The organism is Paraburkholderia sp. XV (genome assembly GCF_020177535.1).
In the GTDB taxonomy this organism is placed as follows: Bacteria; Pseudomonadota; Gammaproteobacteria; order Burkholderiales; family Burkholderiaceae; genus Paraburkholderia; species Paraburkholderia caribensis.
In genome coordinates this window covers 77,471-98,611 of record NZ_JAGUUD010000006.1, presented here as the reverse complement: position 1 = coordinate 98,611, position 21,141 = coordinate 77,471, and the positions used below count along the sequence as shown (strand labels likewise).

The 21,141-nt window shown below is 61.3% G+C and carries 15 protein-coding genes and 1 pseudogene; 11 read left to right on the top strand and 5 right to left on the bottom strand.

The features are described 5' to 3' along the window. Positions 1-30: 30 nt before the first annotated feature. A complete protein-coding gene (locus KFO72_RS05345; protein WP_412101757.1) occupies positions 31-1,599 on the bottom strand; it encodes a DUF3300 domain-containing protein in 1,569 nt (522 codons plus the stop codon). 734 nt (positions 1,600-2,333) lie between these two features. Between KFO72_RS05345 and KFO72_RS05340 the strand changes: the two genes are divergently transcribed. The 4 genes from KFO72_RS05340 to KFO72_RS05325 all read left to right on the top strand — a co-directional run bounded on the left by KFO72_RS05340 (position 2,334) and on the right by KFO72_RS05325 (position 7,686). Beyond that, on the top strand, positions 2,334-3,281 hold the full coding sequence (locus tag KFO72_RS05340) for a hypothetical protein (RefSeq protein ID WP_098021642.1): 948 nt from the start codon (positions 2,334-2,336) through the stop codon (positions 3,279-3,281). 366 nt (positions 3,282-3,647) lie between these two features. Then, positions 3,648-4,775: a YbdK family carboxylate-amine ligase gene (locus KFO72_RS05335; protein ID WP_225031573.1), complete on the top strand. Its 1,128-nt coding sequence runs from the start codon at positions 3,648-3,650 to the stop codon at positions 4,773-4,775. 112 nt (positions 4,776-4,887) lie between these two features. Then, positions 4,888-5,826, top strand: a complete 939-nt coding sequence (locus tag KFO72_RS05330) for an aldo/keto reductase (RefSeq protein WP_225031572.1) — start codon at positions 4,888-4,890, stop codon at positions 5,824-5,826. Between the two features lie 96 nt (positions 5,827-5,922). Continuing rightward, positions 5,923-7,686, top strand: coding sequence for an MOSC and FAD-binding oxidoreductase domain-containing protein (locus KFO72_RS05325; RefSeq protein ID WP_225031571.1), 1,764 nt, complete (start codon positions 5,923-5,925; stop codon positions 7,684-7,686). A 142-nt stretch (positions 7,687-7,828) separates the two neighbouring features. Here the strand turns inward: KFO72_RS05325 and KFO72_RS05320 are convergent, their stop codons facing one another. Beyond that, positions 7,829-8,743 carry a hypothetical protein gene (locus KFO72_RS05320; protein ID WP_054935080.1) on the bottom strand — a complete coding sequence of 305 codons (915 nt, stop codon included), beginning with the start codon at positions 8,741-8,743 and terminating at the stop codon, positions 7,829-7,831. A 381-nt stretch (positions 8,744-9,124) separates the two neighbouring features. Continuing rightward, entirely contained in the window at positions 9,125-9,817 is a 693-nt protein-coding gene (locus KFO72_RS05315) for a phosphatase PAP2 family protein (protein WP_225031570.1), read from the bottom strand. Between the two features lie 678 nt (positions 9,818-10,495). On the opposite strand from KFO72_RS05315, the gene KFO72_RS05310 reads away from it, so the two are divergent. The 4 genes from KFO72_RS05310 to KFO72_RS05290 all read left to right on the top strand — a co-directional run bounded on the left by KFO72_RS05310 (position 10,496) and on the right by KFO72_RS05290 (position 16,420). Beyond that, complete coding sequence (locus KFO72_RS05310) at positions 10,496-11,863, top strand: toll/interleukin-1 receptor domain-containing protein (RefSeq protein ID WP_225031569.1); 1,368 nt, start codon at positions 10,496-10,498, stop codon at positions 11,861-11,863. Next, positions 11,814-15,734 (top strand): hypothetical protein, encoded by a 3,921-nt coding sequence (locus KFO72_RS05300; protein WP_412101756.1) that lies wholly within the window; start codon positions 11,814-11,816, stop codon positions 15,732-15,734. Before KFO72_RS05310 ends, KFO72_RS05300 begins: the two co-directional genes overlap by 50 nt. Positions 15,735-15,741: 7 nt before the next feature. Continuing rightward, positions 15,742-15,966: a hypothetical protein gene (locus tag KFO72_RS05295; RefSeq protein WP_062916734.1), complete on the top strand. Its 225-nt coding sequence runs from the start codon at positions 15,742-15,744 to the stop codon at positions 15,964-15,966. 181 nt (positions 15,967-16,147) lie between these two features. Beyond that, positions 16,148-16,420 carry a hypothetical protein gene (locus KFO72_RS05290; protein ID WP_060606252.1) on the top strand — a complete coding sequence of 91 codons (273 nt, stop codon included), beginning with the start codon at positions 16,148-16,150 and terminating at the stop codon, positions 16,418-16,420. A gap of 112 nt (positions 16,421-16,532) precedes the next feature. Here KFO72_RS05290 and KFO72_RS05285 read toward each other — a convergent pair. Beyond that, positions 16,533-16,855: pseudogene (locus KFO72_RS05285) on the bottom strand (hypothetical protein); the annotation flags it as partial. 245 nt (positions 16,856-17,100) lie between these two features. Between KFO72_RS05285 and KFO72_RS05280 the strand changes: the two are divergent. Beyond that, entirely contained in the window at positions 17,101-18,279 is a 1,179-nt protein-coding gene (locus tag KFO72_RS05280; RefSeq protein ID WP_412101758.1) for a DUF4382 domain-containing protein, read from the top strand. 260 nt (positions 18,280-18,539) lie between these two features. Here KFO72_RS05280 and KFO72_RS05275 read toward each other — a convergent pair whose 3' ends face one another. Continuing rightward, the gene (locus tag KFO72_RS05275; RefSeq protein ID WP_054935068.1) at positions 18,540-18,908 is read right to left on the bottom strand and encodes a hypothetical protein; all 369 of its coding nucleotides are present in this window, start codon (positions 18,906-18,908) and stop codon (positions 18,540-18,542) included. Positions 18,909-19,447: 539 nt separating this feature from the next. Here KFO72_RS05275 and KFO72_RS05270 point away from each other — a divergent pair. Both KFO72_RS05270 and KFO72_RS05265 read left to right on the top strand, forming a co-directional pair. Continuing rightward, positions 19,448-19,993 (top strand): TadE/TadG family type IV pilus assembly protein, encoded by a 546-nt coding sequence (locus KFO72_RS05270; RefSeq protein ID WP_054935067.1) that lies wholly within the window; start codon positions 19,448-19,450, stop codon positions 19,991-19,993. Between the two features lie 52 nt (positions 19,994-20,045). Next, positions 20,046-21,119: a TadG family pilus assembly protein gene (locus tag KFO72_RS05265; RefSeq protein WP_231950034.1), complete on the top strand. Its 1,074-nt coding sequence runs from the start codon at positions 20,046-20,048 to the stop codon at positions 21,117-21,119. Positions 21,120-21,141: the final 22 nt, after the last annotated feature.

Below are 21,141 nucleotides of genomic sequence, written 5' to 3'. Positions count from 1 at the left end.
GTTTTCGGCAAGGGGCTGTCACGCGACGAACTAGCGCCGGCCGCCGCGTGCGCCTCCGCCTCCGCCGCCTCGGGCTGCGCCGCTCCCGCGGTTGAAGTTCGAAGACTGCGCGCTCGCGTGCCCGCGATTGAAGTCCCGCTGCGTCGCCGCGGCGCCCCCGCCGACACCCTGGAATGCCGAGTCGCGGCCGCCGCCCGCGTACCCGCCTGCGCCGCCGTATCCGGTTTGCGCGCTCGACGAGCGCGCGCGGGTGGGCGTTTGCGCGCCATGGCTCGCCGTCGGCGTGCGATTGGACAGTTGTGCGCGGTCGCCGGTTGCCGCGCCGCGGTTGGCCGTCTGTGCGCGATTGTTGACGCCAGCTGTCCTGTTGGACGTCTGGGCCCGGTTGCCGGCTGTGGTGCTTCGAGCCGCCTTGTCGGACCGGTTGCCGGCGCTCGCGTTGCGGCCCGCACGGTTGGCCGTCGTCACATTGTTCTGACGATCCGCGCGATTTGCGGCTTCGGCCCGATTGGCGACCCCCGCACGCTCCGTAGCGCCGCCGGTGCGGCCGCGATAGTCGCGTCGCGCGTCGGCGCCCTGCACACCGTTCGCGTACCGGTTGCGAGTCGCATTGTCACGATAGGCGACACCCTGACGATGCCCCGCATCGTGTTTCCATTTGCCGCCCTCCACCTTGGTGCGGTCGAAGTTGCGGTCGATGTTGGCGGCCTTGTTCACGTTGATGTTGACGTCGCCGCCGCCCCAGTTGCAGTTGCTGAATATCGCGCCTGCCGCAGCGATACCGAGCCCCCACGCGAATCCGCTCGCGAGCGCGGCGCCCGGATAATAGGCGGGATACGGCGGCCAGTAGGTGGGCGGATAGGCGGGAGCGCTCCAGCCGCCGTAGACGACGGTCGGGTTGTAGGAGGGCACGTAGACGACTTGGGGATTGGATGGCTCGATGCGCACGATGGTTTGTTGCGCCGGGACGGGCTGGCCGTTCGCACTCGGGGCGGGTGCTTCGACAATGACCTTCTGTTGTTCGTTAGACGCCAGATGTCCGGCTTTTTGCGCACGTATCCTCAAGCGCTGCACAGCGTCGAGCACGTCTTTTTCATTTGCGAGGAATGCATCGCCAAGCCTCTGCGTCCAGTCGAGCTTGTCATTCATCGGTACAAGAACCTGCGGAAAAGCCACCAGCGACTTGACGCTGACGTCCCATGGCTGGTCTTGCACTGCTTGCACGGCAGCGTCGCCCTTCAGGTCCTTGTGCGTCTTCACCCAGCGGGCAGCGTGCACGATCTCGAGCGGATATGTCGATGCCATCAGGACTTGCGATAGCAGCGAGTCGGGATAGAGCGCGATCGGTGCGACCAACGCCTCGATTTCTTCCGGCGGGAATGGCTGGGCCTGAGGCTGCGGCACGGAGGCCGCGAGCGGTGCCGACGCCACGGCCGCGATCGAGGCCGTGGCGGGAGCAGAAGCTGGCGCGGAGGCTGGCGCGGAAGCAGGCGCCGAAGCGGCTTGCGTCTGGGTCTGCTGCTCCTGCTGTTTCGATGGACAGCCCGCCAACAGGACGACGAGGCTGCTGCTCAACAGTCGTGTAATCCTTATCGACATGGCCACCCCTGTTTGTCCGTCAGGCGGCGTCTACCGCACAAGGCCGCATGAGAAGCAGATGAGTCCGCTGACCAGTAGAGATTGATGCGACGCTGCACGACGAGCCGATGATGATTTACTCATTAGATTAGTACTCGATGCACGATCGGTACAGTTAGATCCAGTCGGGTCCAATACTGCAATTCCGGAAGATGACAGGCGCGCACGAAGTACTCCATCGACAGGTTGGCGGGATCGCGGCATTCAACTAGAGTCATCGAGACAAGAAGCGCATATCGCGCGCTGCGTTCGATCTCATATGCCTTCACGCACCATCTTTACTGAAACAATCCGGCCAATGGATTCGCTTTTCGCATTGTTCGCGATGCCTGTTTCGGGTAGTGGCGCTGATGTGTCGCCCGCATGGGTTGGCTGCGTCGGTTGGGGGCATCGCGTGTCGACAGATTGACGAAGCGGATGTGAACCACCACGATACGAAGGATGAGCCGCGCTTCGGCAGCCCGGCATGAATCGAAAGCCGCGAGCGGCCGCCGGGCGGTAGTGTGGCCGTGGCGCGGCTCCCGTTGGAGACTGGCCGCCACCAAAGTAAAGCAACTGCACGCGTCAATTGACGGGAGGGCTTGATGCGGTTTCGCAACATTGAGTCAGCTTGCAGTCTCGAGGACGGTCGCCAGGCCAGACTGGCGACGGCCATCTTCCGGCGGCCACGGCCGCGTTACACGTTATGCCTGGCGATGGGCACGGGCCTGATCATCGCCTTGCTGCCGCTTCCGGCTCACGCCCAGGCAGTACCGGATCAACAACTGTCGAACCGCACCGTCATCGGCGGCAACGTGAAGCGGCACGCCGATGCGGTGCTCGCCGTGATGAGCTATACGACGGTCCCGGATGTCACCACCAGTTCGCTTTCGATCAACAATGCTACTTCCGGAAACCCTGGCTTCGGTCAGTCGCAACTGGGGGGCGGGTTTACGATCAGCAGGTCCTTTCCGTTGTACGTCGAGGGCACGCTCGCGTACAGCCGCTACGACCCGATGTTCGTCGCCACGGACGGAGCCGATCAGCGCACATTGCCAACCAGGTGGAACACGTTCAGCAGCACGGTCGGGATCGGCTGGGACTTCCGGATCACCGATGAACTCGTATTCCGTCCGATTCTCAACGGCACGATCGGGCGCGTATCGAGCGATCTGAAGATCGGGCAGTCTGTCGTCAACCGTGTGACCGACAGCAACCTTCAGTTCCTGAACAATGGATCGCTGGATGCATATGGCTATGGCGGCTCGCTCGTGCTCGACTTCGAACACTACCGCGCAACCTATGAGATCGACGCTGAATTGCGCGCGACCGATATCTATCTGCGCAGCTTCGGCGGCTCGTCGGAGGCTGTTCAGGGTTCGGCCACGGCGCAACAGGTGAGCCTGTGGACGCGCTGGCGCGCGCCGACAGGCTGGCATGCACTCGACCGGCCGGTCCGCTATGTACTGGAATTCGCTTACTCGCATTACTTCGGCGACAGCGCCGGGGTGCTCGGTTTCAACGATCTCACGTCATTGGGCGTTGGACTCGAACTCGACAGCAGCAAATATCCCATCGTCATCACCCGCACGCGTGCTCTCGTGAGATACGTCTTTGGACACAACGTGCACGGCGTGTCGTTCGGGTTCGCCGTGAGTTTCTAAGGTATCGGCGCAACGCTCGTCTCGTCAGCGAAAGAGTCGTTGACCGCACCGGGAGTCGGTATAAACCCTGAATCGTGCGATGCAAGGAGCGGCTGCCGGGCGTTGACGGGCTGGCGCGACGTCCTGCACGAAATGCGTGCACGCATTCCGGCGGTGGACTTCGAGAGTGGACGCAATGCGGACAGCCAGGGGCGCGTATGATGAAATACCCCGTTCGGGCTCGTCTCCGATCGACATGCGACAGTGCGGTTGAGTCGGGTACTGCATTCGGCAGCGCTCATGCTCAACGCTTATCCGACCCGATGCGGCAGCGCCGGCGCGTAAGTCACGGCCGGGCGCGAGCATCGATGTGCGAGAGGGCATCTCATGCTGCAGCCATTTGCATCATCCGATCCATTCACCATGGGCGTCGAACTCGAAGTCCAGGTCGTCAATACCCATGACTACAACTTGACGAAGGCGGCGACGGAGTTACTGAACCGGGTGAGCGAACAGAGCTTCGCAGGCGCGATCAAGCCGGAGACAACCGAGGGGATGATCGAGCTGTCGACAGGCATATGCCAGAACTTCGACCAGGCGAGGCGCGAATTGCAGGGGCTTCGCGATACCCTGGTCCGGGCCGCCGACTTTCTGAATGTCGGGGTTTGCGGCGGCGGCACGAATTTTTTCCAGAACTGGTACGACCAGCGTTCCGACGGGCGCGAGCGCTCCGAATATCTGATGGGGCTATATGGCGCGCTATACCAGCAATTCACGATCTTTGGCCAGCACGTGCATGTAGGCTGCCCGGATCCCGATTCGGCGCTCGTTCTGTTGCATTCGCTGTCGCGTTACGTTCCGCACTTCATTGCGCTGGCTGCTTCCTCGCCGTATGTGCAGGGCAGTGACACGAAGTTTCAGTGCGCCCGGCTCAATTCGGTTGCGCCTTTTCCTTTGTCGGGACGCGCGCCCTTCGTGACGACGTGGTCCGAATTCGAAGCCTATTTCGAGCGCATGGCGAAGACGGGCCTCGTCAATAGCCTGAAGGATTTCTACTGGGATATACGTCCAAGCCCGGGATACGGCACGATCGAGATACGCGTCATGGACACGCCGCTACGCATCGAATGGGCCGCCGCGATCGCTGCTTATATCCAGGCGGTTGCGCGCTATCTGCTGGTCGATAAGCCTGTGCACCTCAGCGACCGCGATTACGAAGTGTATCGGACGAACCGGTTCATGGCCTGCCGCTATGGTCTGGACGGTCTATGCGTGAATCCGGAGACTGGGCATCGCGGTCCGATTCGAGACGACATTCTCGTCACGCTGGACGCCGTCGCTGAGCATGCGCGCATACTCGGCGCGGAAGAAGGTATCGATATCGTCAGGCGTACCGTGACTGAAGGTGTCAGCGACGCAATGTGGCTGCGCCGTATCTACGGCGTGCACAATTCGTTGCATGAGGTCGCGCGCCAGCAATGTCAGGTCTGGCGCGGCGCGCAGATGCCGGCATAGACGCCGGCTTGTGCGGACAGCGGCAGGGCACGTCCGCTGCACCCATGGGTGATAGCGGATATCGTAGCCGGCATGCATCGGTTCCCGGATGCGAGGCTACGGAGGTAGCGCCATGGATCTGCCGACAGATTTCCAGTTGCGAGAAATTCCGCTCAAACACGGGCCTGGCGCCATGCCTGCCATTGGGTTCGGCACGCTGATCCCCGATGCAGCCACGACCAGGACGGCTGTCTACGATGCCGTGATGCAGGGGTATCGACACCTCGACTGTGCCGAGCGATATAGAAACGAGGGCGAAGTGGGAGAGGCCTTGCACAAAGGGCTCGCGGCCAGGGGGATGGCTCGTGAAGAGGTCTTTGTGACGACCAAGCTCTGGAACTCGAATCATCGGCCCGAGCGCGTTCCACTGGCTTTCGAGGCAAGCTGCAAGAAGCTCGAAACCGACTATCTGGATCTATACCTGATCCATACGCCATTTGCGTTCCAGCCGGGAGACGACCAGGACCCGCGCGACAGGAATGGCGACGTCATCTACGACGTCGGTGTCACATTGCTCGACACATGGCGCGCGATGGAAGCGCTCGTCGACGGTGGACGATGCCGGGCGATCGGGCTGTCCGACATTACGTTGAATGAACTGCAACCCCTATACGAAGCGGCAAGAATCAAACCGGCGGCGGTGCAGGTCGAAGCCCATCCGTATCTGCCTGAGACGGAGCTTCTCGAGTTCTGCAACGCGAACGGGATCATATTTCTGGCCTTTGCTCCGCTGGGACATGGGATAAGGCCGGGCCCGCTCGACGATCCCGCCGTCGCAACGATCGCCGCGCGCGTGGAGAAAACACCGGCGCAGGTTCTACTCGCCTGGGCCGTGCAACGCGGCACGGCTATGCTGACCACGCCAAAGACGGCAGCTCGCGCGCGAGAAAACTTCAATATCTCCGCGCTCCCCGCAGACGCATTCGAAGAGATCAATCAGATTCAGACCAGACGACGATACAACGAAGTCGTGAAGACGGGCACGCCTGGATTCATTCCGTCACGTCAATGAGAGCGGCTTACTGCCCTTGTTAACGAATCGCTTGACGCATCGGAGCGCTGCGGGAATGACGCGCTCTGCCGGAAACCGTATCGAGGTATGAGTGACATGGCACGATTGCTATCGGTGAATGTTGGCCTTCCGCGCGACATCGAATGGAACGGGCGGACCGTGCATACGGGAAGCTGGAAGCTGCCCGTGCAAGGGCGGTGCGTCGCGAGGCGTCTGGGCCTTGACGGCGACGGTCAAGGGGACCTTGGCGGACATGGCGGGGAACAACGCGCGGTGCTCGCCTATCAGATCGACTCGTATCGACATTGGCAGGCGTTTCTGCACAGGAAGGAATTCGGCTTTGGACAGTTCAGCGAGAACTTCACCATCGATGGGTTGCCGGACCGTGAAGTCTGTATCGGCGACGTCTACAAGATCGGTCATGCAATTTTCGAAGTCACGCAACCGCGCGTGACCTGCTATCGCCTCGGCATCCGCATGGGCGAGCCGCGCATGGCGGCCTTGTTGACTTCCAGCGGACGCCCGGGGTTCTATCTGCGCGTCCTGCAGGAAGGCGACGTCGGTGCGGGCGACGAGATCGTCAAGCTGCGAGGGGCGAAGGAGCAGATGACCGTCGAAGAGATCAATGCGCTGCTGTATTCGCCTGCCCATCCACGTGACCGGTTGGAGCGTGCAGTGTGTATCGATGCGCTGTCTCCCGGATGGCGAGCGTCGTTCAACACGCTACTCGGCGCCATCGACTCAGGCGCGACTAGCGGCAACGCGGGACTTGCCCCCGCTGCGACGTCGAATGCGGCCACCCCAGGCTTTCGACAGCTCGGAGTCGCGGCAATCCAGCGAGAGTCCGCCGACGTTCTTTCATTCGTGTTCGAGGCAACGGATGGGCTGCCACTTCAGCAGGCTCGTCCGGGGCAATATGTGGTATTGCGTTTGAGACAGGGCGCTAAAGATCCGGCGTTCTTTCGGAGTTATTCGCTTTCAGGTGCGCCGTCGACTGGCCGCTATCGCATCAGCGTGAAGCTGGAGCCGAACGGTGCGGCCGGCACCTATCTGGGCAATCGTGTTCGCGTGGGCGATACGCTCGATGTCAGCGCTCCGCGCGGGGACTTCGTTCTCAAAGAAGGCATCGGGCCCGTTGTATTGCTGAGTGCCGGAATCGGCGTGACGCCTGTCCTCTCGATGCTGCATGCGCTGTCGGTGGCGGGGTCCAGGCGACAGGTTCTCTGGATACATGCTGCCCGCGATGGCGAGCATCATCCGTTCGGCGCCGAATCCAGGCGCTTGCTCAACATGCTCGAGCACGCGCGCGGCCACGTGTGCTACAGCGCGCCGGCCGCGAGCGATCGGATGGGTGACGACTTCGACGACACGGGGCGTGTGTCGCAAACGGTGTTGGAAAAGATCGGCCTTCCCGTCGATGCCGATGTCTATCTTTGCGGGCCGGCGTCGTTCATGCACGACATGAAGGGAACGCTGGAGCGCATGGGCGTTCCGGGTTCACGACTCCACCTTGAGCGCTTCGGCGGTGTCGAGTCGTTCAATCCTGGCGTGACGGGGACGTCGGTGCGCGCTCCGCATCTGCCGCCGTCGGAGGTCGCCGAGGGGCCACTGGTGTCGTTCGCGCGCAGCGGCATCGCCGCACATTGGAATGCGCTTGCCTACCCAAGTATTCTTGAACTGGCCGAAGCCTGCGACGTGCCCGTCCGATGGTCATGCCGGTCGGGTGTATGTCACAACTGCGAGAGCGGGCTTGTTTCGGGGACGGTTGCCTATGAGCCGGAACCGCTCGACAAGCCTGCCGACGGCAATGTGCTCATCTGCTGCGCGCGACCTGCGGGAGACATCGTAGTCGATTTGTGATGTCGTTTTCGCGGTGAGGTGGACGAAAGGGGTGGCAGGGCCGGTGCATATACAAGGCGCCGGTTGCACGCGATGAAAGCCCATAAGGCAAAAGGCCCTCGTTTCCACGAGGGCCTTGGGAATCATACGGGCCGGCTCGGGACTAGCCGCCTTTTTTCAAAGCGGACCGGGCCGCTCTGCGGACGGCACTCGCCGTCGAATACGCCATTGCCTTGGCCCGATCACGCACCGCGCTCTGTCCAGGCGGATTGGGATTGAATCCAAGCCGCCTGAGGTAATAGTTGGCCCGATAGATATCCGCTCGAATAGAGTCAATAAACTGGAAATTTACGCTTAAAGTCACCGAGATATTGTCGTCGTTCTTCAACCAGTGCGGGCAGTTGACCGGAACGTGAACGCCATTTCCCGGGGCCAATCTGTACAAGCGCGATCGGTCCTGCAGTTCGGGTCTATAGTTTGGCGCGTTGTTGTCGATCGTCCAGAACTGCTCGATTTCCTCCTCCGGAAGAATCTGCCGATCTTCCCGATCAAACACGTACAAATCCTTTTCTCCGTGGATTTGAAGAATGAAATTGCATTCACGATCGATGTGATATGCCGTCACCCGCTTCGGCGACGTTATGAAAATGATGATCTCCTCATTTCTGATCTTGGATTCGATGCCGCCGCCAATCATATCCTTGACCTCTGCAATCGCATGCCGGTATAGCTCGGTGTAGGCCGGATCTCTTTGCGCATCTCTCAGGATGAACCATGCGTTTGAATCTTCCAGTTGGTCCAACGCATCCAGCGGTGAGAACGCATGATTCGTATCTTTCCATTTTTGACCCGGCGCGACGTCACCCATGTCGTAGTAGAGATCAGATGGGCGCGTTCTCAGGGTTCGCTCCGTCAACTCCATCAATTGAGAGAGTTGGAACTGCGGATGAGATGCCAGGTGATGGGCGACCTCGAAGCTCTTCCGCTCGAAACGCTCTCGAAACACTGAGGAATCTACGTCGATCCACTTGTCTGGCAATGTCGTTTCAGGGACCGGAAAACCCGCGGAGATGTCCATGCAATCACTCCTTGCAATGTGAGTTCCGTAAGGAAAACGAAATATATTGTCGTCAAAGCCAAATACCGCGCAATGCGTGGGATTTGCGGAAATCGTACACCTGAGGCAAAACCGATCAAACGCGGTTCGGTGCGCTAGCGCACCCTTCTGGTTGCTGAGTTCATCGCATCGGGCGGGGTGGAGCGGATCGGCCGTATCGACGTTGAGCGCATTGCTTTGCAGCAAGCATGTCGACCATGTTGGCGAGCAGGGCGCTGCCCGGCTTTGTGCTTTTGCAGCAGACGACGGGACGTCAGCAGCGCGGACGCGCCGGGGATGCGCTGACGGCCCAGGTCGCTACACGAGCGCCGACGCGCTTCCAGCCGCACCGCAACGAGTGGTTCATAGATTTTTGATCACACCGCTCGCCAGCTTGCGCAGTTCGTCGAACTGTGTCACGAGTTCGAGGCACAGAATGAAGGCCAGCATCGCTGACAGACCTGGGCGTAGTTCGATCCATCGCAGCGCCGGAGCTGCATAGCGCACGCGGATCGCCTCTCGCGTCATGACATAAGTAATCCCGATTCCCACAGCGGCGCCCACCAGCAAGTCGGTTGGGTAGTGATAGCCGAGATAGGCGCGTGGTACGCAAATGAACAGAATGGCATAGAGAATCGCCAGCACACCGATGCCGCGCCACACGAGGAAGATGCCGGTGGCGATCGCCATCCATAGCATCGCGTGATCGCTTGGGAAGGAACTCCAGTTCGTCAGCAGTGCGTCCTTGATATTGCTGCCGGCGAAGTTCATATGCAGTTCGGTGCTATAGATGGGACGCACTCTGAACGGCAGCCAGTGAGTCAGCAGCCTTCCGACGAACAGCGCCACGACACCGCTGAGTAGCGTCGCGAGAACCATCTGTCGCCGCCATTCGCGGCGCTCGCCCTGCTGAAACCACATCCACCACAGCAGGGGTAGGAGTACGAGGCCTTTGAAGGTGTAAAGGTCAGCAATGGCTTCTATGCTGCGAGTCGCGAATTGACCGAGGTGTATGTTGGACAGATATGTTTCAATAGACGAATCGAAGCTATTCATTAGTTAGTAAGAAAGGAGCCGGTAACATCGGGATTAGCATAGCCCACCCGGTGCGCCGCATTTATGGCGCTTACTTTTCCTGACAAGTTTTACCGCGCAATTTCATCGTCGGCCTTAACTGAAGCGTACTGCGCGCGTATCCTCGCTGGGCGGCGCATGCGCGCTCTGAATTCACCGTTGAGCAGGACATTGGGTGGTTTCTGATAACTATTAAGTATGTCGAAGTAAATATAAAATTTATCCGCGATTGAAATCAGCGTTCGGGTTCATTGGGGCGAAGAATCCCTTCGTGACGGGAGGCGCATCGTTGGCGCAGGGTGCGCTGGAACGACGGTGAACGCCGACAGACGAGGCGATTTCTCACCGCCTGCCGCTTTTCCTGCAAGGAATTTGCAGCGCCGAATGTGCGCTGTCCCACCTAGCGCCCTGTCGCTGCGCCACCCGATGTTCTATCGTCGATCTGAGTCAGTGTGTTCAGACAAATTGGTGACCGGCGCGAACCTCATTGCTCCCATAACCGGCGTCTTTTGACAAAAGGCATGATCCAATCGTTTTTTATCAGTCGAAAGAGCGACGGATGACGAGTGCGTCATGGCAGACGTCAGTGCTTCGCGGCGGAGCCGGCTACCCGCACCCGTCAAATGAGCAGGGGAGTTTACATTTCCAGGAGTGAATTTCGTGGAAGAACTCGACGAATTCTTCTGGAGCGACCTTCTCGATTACATCGACGAAGGGCGGGTCGTTGCAGTGGTGGATGACGGGCTGTTGCCCGTCAGTCAAGACGGTCAATCGTTGGGATTCGATGCGCTCGTAGCCACCCGCTTGGCCGAAAAGCTCCGCATCGGCCTGACTCAGTTCGACAACCCTCCGCGGCTGGACGACGTCGTCAGCCGTTACCTGCTGCTGCCGCGCGCGCGTAAGGAAGATCTGTACGTTCGCACCTCTCAGGTTGTGAGAGATCTGGCGGTCGATCCTCCTCAAGCGTTGCTGGACCTCGCTGCCGTGGCTCCGTTCGATCTGTTCGTGACGCTTTCGTTCGACGGCTTGCTGACTCGCGCGATCGACCTTGTCCGTCACGGCGGGGAATCGCGCACTTCCGTTGTGAGCTTCTCCCCGAATCGACCTGCCGATCTGCCGCTGCCTCGCGGGCGCCTCGCCGCGCCGACCGTGTTCCATCTGCTCGGCCGCCAGTCGTCAGCGCCCGATTGGGTGATCTGCGACGAGGATCGTCTGGAGTTCCTGCACGCGTTGCAGGACGACGCGCGCCGGCCGAAGCTGCTATTCGATGCGTTGCGCGACGATCATCTGTTGCTGCTCGGCTGCCGGCTCCCCGACTGGCTCGCGCGCTTCTTCCTGCGCGCGGCCAAGAACGAGCGGCTCTCGTCACCTCGCCAGACGGTCGAGTACCTGGTCGATCCAATGGCCGCGCGCGACCCGGCGCTGAAGGCTTTTCTTGCGGACTTCAGTCCGGCGACCCGCGTCGTGTCGCTGGAGCCGACCGTCTTCTGCGCCGAGTTGCGCAGCCGCTGGAGCCAGCGTCACCCCACGGGCGTTGCGACGGCACCGTCGACACCCGTCGCGCCGCGCGCCATCGAGGGGGCGGTGTTCATCAGCTATTCGAGTCAGGACCTCGACGCCGTAGAAGGATTGGCGCAACAACTCGATGCTGCGGGCATCGACGTATGGTTCGATAAAAGCGAGCTCCGCGGCGGCGATGACTGGCAGCGCAACATCCGGCGCGGCGTGGACACCAGCAGCCTGTTCATGCCCGTGATTTCGCGCGCCACGGAAGACCCGAGCCGGCGGCGGGATTACTTCTGGCGCGAGTGGATGGCCGCCGACGAGCGCGCTCGCGGCATGGCGCCCGACGAGCCCTTCCTCGTCCCGGTGGTGATCGACGACACGCCCAAGTACGGCGACTGGCTTCCCGACCGCTTTCGCGCCGCCCAATGGATGACGCTGCCGGGTGCACGCACGGACGAGACGTTCGTCACGCATGTGCGCGATCTCTACCGGCGAATCTCCAGCCGCGGCCGGCGGAGCTGATATGGCCGATGATGCCTTGGACTCCCGTCACGAAGCGCTGTCGGCAGACGCGCTGACGCCGTCGCGCCCCTGGCCAGGCCTCGCGTCTTTCACGGAGGCGGACCAGTACTTCTTCCGCGGCCGCGAGAGCGAGGCGGAAGAACTCGCGCGGCTGGTGCGCCGTGAAGTGCTGACCGTCCTGTTCGGCCGCTCGGGGCTGGGCAAGACCTCGTTGCTCAATGCGGGACTTTTTCCGCGTTTGCGCGAGAATCTGCATCTGCCCGTGATGATACGTCTCGCGCACGGCGCCGCCTTGCCGCTGCGCGACCAGGTCTGGCAGGCGCTCGCCGCCGCTTGCAGCGCCGCCGGCGTCGATGCAACCGCGCCGCTGCCGCAGGCGTCGCTGTGGGAACACTTTCATCGCGCGGGCGCCGGGTTCTGGAACACCCGCAACCGGGCCGTGATTCCCGTGCTCGTTTTCGACCAGTTCGAAGAGCTGTTCACGCTCGGCCAGGTCGACGAGGAGACGCGCCGTCGCGCTGCTGCGTTCGTCAACGAGCTGTCGGACCTGATCGAGAACCGCCCGCCCGAAGCGTTGCGCCAGGCGCTCGATGCCGGTGCGGTACCCGCGCAGAGCATCGATTTCAGCCGCCGGGACTGCAAGGTCGTCCTGAGCTTTCGCGAAGACTTCCTCGCGGACGTCGAAGGCTTGCGCGCGAACATTCCGTCGCTGATGCGCAACCGCTACCGTCTGTTGCCGATGGACGGCTACCAGGCCCGTGCGGTGGTCGACAGCGGCAGCGCGCTCGTGGTGCCGGCGGTGGCTGAACGCATCATCGGTCTCGCGTGGCGCAATCGCGCCGAAGCGCCTTCGGCGGACGACTATGGCCGGATGGAGGTCGATCCCGCACTGCTGAGCGTGATCTGTAGCGAACTGAACTTGCGCCGTATCGCACAGGGTAGCGATCACATCGGTGCCGAGCTGGTGGCGAGCGCCGAGCGCGAGATACTGGTCGATTTCTATGAGCGTTCACTGCAAGATGTCGACGCGCGCGTGCGCGTGTTCATCGAGGATGAGCTGATCACGGACGCCGGCCATCGGGACAGCTATGCGCTCGAGGATGCACTCGTGCTGCCCGGTATCTCGCGCGGCGATATCGAGCGGCTCGTGGCCGGGCGGCTGCTGCGCGTCGATGAGCGCTTCGGCGTGCGCCGGCTCGAACTGACCCACGACGTGCTGACACGCGTTGCCAAGGACAGTCGCGATGCGCGGCAGGCCCGTGACGCGGCGGCGGCCGCGGCCGCGCGCGTGCGTGAGGCGTTGGAGATACAACGGCGTAACCGTCGCAACGCGATGTGGGTTGGCTTCGCGCTCGTGTTTGCAATGGCTTTGCTGGCCAGTGCCGGATACGCCGCGTACGAAGCGACGGTGCAACGAAACCGTGCCCGCATGGCGCAGAACGATGCCGTGGCCGCGAAGCAGCAGTTGGTCAAGGAGACCGAGAAATCGATCCGGGCGAAGCTCGCCATCGAGGAAGCCCAGCAACAGATGCAGCGGGCGGCAGTGGAGCTGCAAAAGATGGGCGACGCCGCCGCCGAGGCTGATCGTCGGGCCAAAGAAGCACAGGCGGTCGCGGTGAAGGATGCCGAGTTGGCGGCTATCCAGCAGAAGCGGGCGGACGAAGCCACCGCTCATGCCGGGCAACTGACTCGCGAGGCGATCATCTCCGGCGTGATTGCCAACGCCAGCGCCGAGGACGCGGAGCATCCCGATCGCGCGCTGCTGCTGGGCGCCGAAGCCAGCCGCGCCGCCCCGGTTCGGCTGGATGCGCAGCTTACGCAACTGGCGCGGCTGATTGCCGACGACGGCGTGCACAAAATGCTGCCGATCGGCGACAAGGTGACCGCGTCCGCAACCAGCCCTGACGGCAAGCGGATGGCCATGGGCACCGACGGCGGCGACGTCATCGACCTGGATCTGGTGAATTGGACCGTGCTGCGGCGTTGGCGAGGCCACGAAGCTGCCGTGCAGGCGCTGGCGTACGATCAGGACACGTCACGGCTCGTATCGGCCGATGCGAAGCATACCGTCATTGCCTGGCAAGCGCGGGATGGGAAGGAAATCGGGCGTGTCTCTGTCAGCAATGCCCCCGACATCAGCAGGATAGCCGTCAGTCACGACGGTCGGTTCGTCGCGGTTGCAGGGCATTCGTCCGTCCATGTGTTGACGATGCCCGGCCAGCCGGGTGTCCCTGTGCTGAAGCGCGTCGGCACCGGCGACGGTCGATGCCTTGGATTCGGCCGCGAAGACGCGACGCTGCTTTACGGTTCCGGGGACAGCATCGTCGTTGCGCCGCTGCCCGGCGTAGCCGCCACCGGTCCTGGGACGGCTGCTGAAGCTTCGCTCAGGACCACACGCCCTTCGCTCACGCGCACACCCGACTGCCGCTTCGATGTGCTGCTCCACACCAACCCCGACGGCAAGCGCGTCGTCGAGCTTCGCGATGAATCGACGGATACGGTCATCGGAACATTGGACGCAGCCGAAGGCGAATTGCAGGCAGTGTTCGAGTCCGGAGGCGGTTTTTTTGCGCTTCGAAGCGCTCATACGACCAGCGTGTGGAAGCTGCAGCCACTGCAAAAGATCGGCACGGTTGCGGCTGAAGACGGCAGGGCCGTTCGCATGGCATTGAGCCCGGACGGCCGCTGGCTGGCCACGGCCCTCGCCAGCGGGCAGGAGATGGTTCAGCCCGTCAACGGCGGGCGCGCGCGCGTCAAGACCCGGCAAGGACAGCGCCTGGCCGCCTTTCAGTTTGCGCCGAATGGGAACACCGTCGCGTACCAGATCGATCAACAGGAGACGCTTTACACCATATGGTCGCTTGCGCCGGGGTCGGTGTTGCGGTCCGGCAAAGGCCTGTATCACGCTGAGGAAGTGGAGTTCAACCGCAGCGGCAAGGTGCTGGCGACGGTTCCCGAAGGCACCGATATCGCGGACTTCTGGAATCCTGATGATGTCACGCAATTGCGCAGCGAGCCCGGCATGCGCCGCGCCGAATTCAGTCCTGACGGTTCGCTGCTCGCTATTCAGCGGGCCAACGGCACCGTCGATGTCGTGGATATGACGGGTCGCGTCCTTCGGCAGCTTCAGAAACGTGCGGATGCCGACGTCGAGCGCTTTGCGATCAGTTGGGACAATCGGCGCCTTGCGATCACGCTGTCGGACGGCTCGATTCATGTGTACGAGATCGACACCGGACGCGACACCGTGCTGTCGGGGAAGCGCGGGTCGGAAGTCGTCGCGTTTGGCCCTGACGGCCGGGTGCTGGCGGTGGGGGGCGACGATGGCGTGGTGCGCCTGTACCGCTTCGGCTCGCGAGCGGCCATGACAGAACTGGCCGATCCGCACAAGGATCGGGTGCGGCAACTGGTGTTCAGCCCTGACGGCAAGCGGCTCGCATCGGGGGGCGACGATGAGATGGCGATTCTGCACGACGTCGAAAGCGGACAAACGGTGGCCAGATTCGGCCCTCATGACGGCCCGGTTGACCGGCTGGTATTCGTGGGCAACGGCGAGGCGCTGGTCAGCGGCGAAGCGAAGGGGGAACGCCAGGTGTGGGATCTGCGCAAGGGGAGCCAACTGGCCCGGCTGCGCGCCGCTGGCGGCACGGTGTCGAGCGTGGACATCAGTCCGGGTGGACGTCGCGTGGCCGTGCTGCATGAGGATCGGACCGTGTCGTTGCGCAACTGGGACAGCGAGTCGATGCTGACGGATGCTTGCGCGATTGCAAATCGCAATCTTGACTGTGCCGAGTGGCGGCAGTTTATGTCGGGTATGCCTTATCGCAAGACGTGTGCGGCGTTGCCCGCGCCGAAGCCGGTTTGTCGGTGAGGGTGGTTTGCTGAACGCTCGGCGCGAATCAGGTTTCCGCAACCGGGCACGGGGGTCGTCGAAGCTCAAGCCACTTGCCGGCGGCAACGCGCGACAAACTGACCCGGCGCGGATTCAGGCTGGCGCCGCCGAACTGGGCTATCGGCGGCGCGCAGCAATGATCGACCGGGAAAACGGCACGCTCGCCGGTGCGTCGGACCATCGCAAAGACGGCTGCGCATTGGGTATCTGACGGGCCCAGGCGGGTAGCACCCGTTGCCTGCCACCGCGTCGAGCCGCTTGGGGTTTGTACCTATATCGGCAACATTCAATTGTTCTGCGAGGACTTAATTACGAGCCGCCTCCGGCCTAGACTGGCATCACTGAAACGCAAACGGGTGTTTGCGGAGAAATCAAGCCTGGAGGTAAGTATCATGAAACTCGTTCAATCGCTCGTTGTTGCTGCTGCCCTCGCCATTCCCGCTGTCTCGTCGTTCGCTCAATCCACCGAGACGGCCGCACCGATCAACACGCAAGTCGCGGCTGCTGCAGATTCCGGCGGCGTCGCCGATGGCACGTCAGCGTCGGGTAGCCATCACGAACTGCGTGCGTTCCGCAGCGCTGTTTCCCGTGTGGGCCACAAGATCGAAGGCTCGATCCGCCCGGATGCAAACGATGGGATGAAGCCTGTGTACTTCGGTTCGTAAATCGCGGATTGATCGCAGGGTAACTGTCGAGGTATTCGGTAAGAGACGCGCAGGCTGCCTGCGCGTTTCTACTTTGTCTTTTCCGTTGTTTCGCTGCACGCTGCAGGTTCGTTCAATAAACGCGGGACAGAAAGCCCTGGATCTGCGCCACCACACCCGCGCCTTCACCCACTGCCGACGCGACACGCCTGGTCGACCCCAAGCGAATATCGCCATTGGCGAAATACCTTCGACGCTGGTCTGCGACGATGTCGACAGCATATTCGCGTCGTGAAGATCTTTGCCCGTCCGTACGAACCCGTTGTTGTCGATCGAGATGCCGCATGTGTCTTCGCATGGGATGCCGGTATGTGCGCCGAACTTCTGTGCCTGAACGAAAGCGCGGTCCGCGAGAGCGTGACCTGTGATGCCCGTGGGGAAACCGAAGCACTCTTCGCGATTAAATGCTCTTTTGACTTCAAGCGAAGATAGAAGGCGCCGTGCGGGCATGAACCATGACTTTCACCGCGCCCGTATAAGCGAATACCGGCCATACAGTCGATAGTGATTTTCATCCACACAACGCATGCTGGGTCGTCGACGCTTGGGCGCAATCCGTTACAGACGATTGCAATTCTCTGAGCAAAGTTACCGCCTGTTTCCGTACACTTCTGTCCACACAAAAAGATCATCAGGGACGAATCATGAGAACGACAAAAATGCGGCTTTGCATACTGGCGATTCCATTTGCGCTGGCTGCATGCGGAGGGGGTGCCGGCGACAACAGCAGCAGTGGCACTGGCACACTGCACGTGGCAATGACAGATGCACCGTCTTGCGGTTTCGATCATGTGTATGTGACTGTCACCAAGGTACGCGTCAACGCAAGTTCTTCTGCCGGTGATACCGACGGCGGGTGGACCGATATCACGCTGCCGTCGCCGCAGAAGATCGATCTTCTTTCGCTGACCAATGGCGTCCTGACTGATCTCGGTCGAGCGCCGCTTGCTGCGGGCCAATACCAGCAGATCAGACTCGTACTCGCGCAGAATCAGGGCAACACGGTCGCCAACTCTGTTGTCGTAAGTGGCACGACGGCCGAGCAGTCACTTGCAACACCGAGTGCGACACAGAGCGGATACAAGATCATTCAGCCCTTCACGGTCCAGGCCAATACGCTTGTGGACCTCGTACTCGACTTCAATGCATGCAAGTCGATTGTTGCGCGCGGCAATGGCACCTACAGCCTGAAACCGGTTGTCACGGCCACTCCAATGGTGGTAAGCGGCAGTATCGCGGGATATGTCTCGACGGCGGAGGCCGGGGCGACCGTCTACGCGGAACAGAACGGCCACGTCATTCGTGGCACGGTCGCGGACAGCAGCGGCCAGTTCATTCTGAGCCCGCTTGTGCAGAGTTCGTCGAACGGCAATTACGATGTTGTGATTGTGGATAACAGGCAACCTAATGGGCACGCGAACGGCGTCATTCACGCTGTGCCCGTCACGGCGGGCGCCAAAACGACGATCGCAACATCGGCGGCACCGATTACGTTGCCGTCGTCCGCCGTCAATACGATTTCAGGCACGGTAACGGCATCTGCACAGGCCACAATGCGCGGGCTGCAAAATGACGGCGTGGGATCGTACGAGGTGACATCGACGAACGCCAATCTCGATACAGGCGCATACACGCTCGCTGCGCCGGCAGTGGCGACGTTGACGGGCACCTACAACGGGTCTTTGCCAGTCGCGCTGTCGCAGTCGGCCGCTGCGACTGGGGGCTATATCGTCGAAGCCGATAGCGCGAGCGGCGCCACTCAATCGACGGGCGTCAACGTGTCGTCGGGCAGCCAGGCGGGTATCAATTTCAACTTTTAGACCGGGAGCGCGGGAGAGGCCACGAGGTCTTTCCCCATTCACGCCATGAAAATAATCATGATCCTGTTGACGACAGCAATGGCTGGATTGTCAGGCTGCGCGGTGTATTTGCCCGATGAACCTCATGCAGTGGTCGTACCGCAAGGCAAGCCGCAGGGAGGGCCGGGCAATGGCTACTGCCCGCCGGGTCAGGCCAAGAAAGGAAACTGCTGATAAGCGGCTGCGAAACAACATGCATTTCCACTAAAAAACGCATTGCGCTATTTCGATGGCGCCGGTCGGTTCTGTTCGGCCGTTTCTTCGGGCGATGGCTTCGCCGTACAGGCCTGAAGCGCGGCCATCGCCTTTCTCGCGACGGCCAATGTTTCCTGACACGCACTCGGCTCTTCGGCTTTGGGGCATCCGCCCGCAGCGGAGACTTGCGCGAGTGCAGCCCGAATCTTCCTGAGTGCAAGCTCAGGTGAGCCTGTGTCCGCAATCAGGCGCGCCAGATTGAAAGCGCTGCCTGTCGGCAGTTCTACATAGGCGGGACATACCGATTCGGCGCGTGCGTCGACCGACGACAATATCAAAGCGCACAGCACGCTGACCGATCGTTGATGACTGAAACCGTAGCGAATGACTTGCATTCCCGGCTCCTTTCGCCACGAATGGTTCGTGACCATGTTTCGCGTTTGTTACCTCTAGCGACAGTTGCGTCGGCTGGACATCTGTCGAAGCGCAGAACGAGTCATCGCGCGGAGTCTCTTTTATGAAGAATGTTTCTGCGCGGCGAAGCTGATCTAAGAGCGGTTATAGCCGCGATTGCTTAAGGGATGCTTAAGCGAATGCGCTTCCGTTATTCGCACGCTTCTCCGCCTTGTCTCAAGCGTGAGACAGGTCGGACGGCTACCGTTAATTCAGCCGAACGCCATTAATTATAGAAAGACGTGACATCTCGCGTCGGACGTATCGATCATGCGTGTCCAGGCTGAAACGTCCATGGCGGGCCTGCGCTGCAGAACCCGAAGCAACAGTCGCGATGACCCATGTGTGCAAGGTGTATCCGGCATTGGCATGTCATTTGCGAAGTTGCAGGCGCTTCGCGTCGATTCGCTCTGACGGATACGACGCGCAAGACGAAAGCCGGATTCATCCGGCAACACATCAAGCGAATACGGGGGAGTTCATGAAGCGCAAATCTGCACGTGAGAGCCGGTCATCGACCGTCACCCGGCATTTAAGTCGACGGGTAAATGACAGTGCGCTTCCACACGATGGCGTGAGTGGCGATGTACCTGTTGCGAACAATCGTCGCCGAAGGAATCTCGGGGCGCAACGCGGTGTGGCGGCCGTGGAATTCGCCATCGTGTTGCCGCTTCTGCTTCTGATCATCTTCAGCACCGCCGAGTTTGGGGTGGCGCTTTACGATAAGGCGATGATCACGAATGCGAGTCGCGAAGGTGCACGCGCTGGTGTCGTGTTACGCAATCCGAAGCCGAGCAAACAGGACGTCACGAATGTGGTCCTGGCCTATTGCCAGAACTATCTGATTACGTTTGGCTCAAGCAACACGCCGACGGTCAGTGTGCCATCCGGCATAGGCGGCACGTTCGGCACGCCGCTCACGGTCACCGTTTCGTACCAGTACGCAGGGTTAGGGCTGGGTGCCATGTTGTCCGCATTCACGGGGCCGATCGTCATGACGGCCACCACGATCATGAACAACGAGTGAGACGGCCATCATGCACGGTAAAAGTAAAGCAAGGCAGCGAGGCGCCGTTGCCGTGGTCACTGCGATAAGTCTGGTCATGCTGCTAGGGTTCGCGGCGCTGGCAATCGATATCGGCAACTTGCTGGTCGCGCGAAACGAATTGCAGAATGCCGCCGACGCTGCGGCACTTGCGGGCGCGCCGTGTCTGTTTCAGCGTACGCAGTGCGGTAATGCCACGGCGACGGCACCTGACTGGAGTTCGGCGACACAAAAGGCATCGGGCTTTGCGACGGCATCGAGTTCGAACAAGGTCCAGGGCGCCGCGATCAAGTTCACGCAGATTGCCTCGGGTTACTGGAACGTGACGGGTGCGCCCGGCAAGTTGCAGGCAGTGCCATTTACGCCTGGGGCGAACGATCTGCCGGCTATCCAGGTGACGATGACAAAGAGTACGGCCAATGCGAACGGTGGCATCCCCGTCTATCTGGCGGGCATTCTGGGCGTGTCGTCGCTGTCGGCCGCTGCCATTGCGACAGCGGTGGTGTCGAGACCAGGGTACGTTGGTCCCCGCGGTCTCTTTCCCGTCGCGATTTCGAAATGCCTCTACGACAACTACTGGAACACCTCGACCAACTCACCGAAGCAGGCAACGAGCACGGCACCCCTCAGCGGACAGACGGTGAATCAGACGCCTAATACGCCCTACGTCTTCCAGATTTCGTCGGCGTATCAGGCAAATGGTTGCGAAGCGGGGCAGTGGACGACACTGACCAGTCAGCAAAACGATGTGCCGTTCGTGAGAGGACTGATCGCAGGCCAGAATGCCGATTCGCTCGGCATTGGCTCGCAACCCGGCACGTACATCCAGCCTGGCGAAAAGAACACGCTCTTCACGGCGGTCGACAACTGCAGCGCTAACGGAGACCATTCGTGCGAGTACGAAACGGTGCCCGTCGTCAACAGTGTCGGGACGGGCTATCAGCCCGTGGTGGCGTTTGCCTGTGTGCGCATTCTCAAGGCGGACAACGGATCGAAGCCGTACATACTCGTGCAGATGAGCAATCAGCCGGATAAGTGCCAGGCGGCGAACTCTGGCGGCGTGGGACCGAATTATGGTGCCATCACGCCGCCGCGCCTGGTGCAGTGACCCGCCGCCAGGTCCGCTTCAC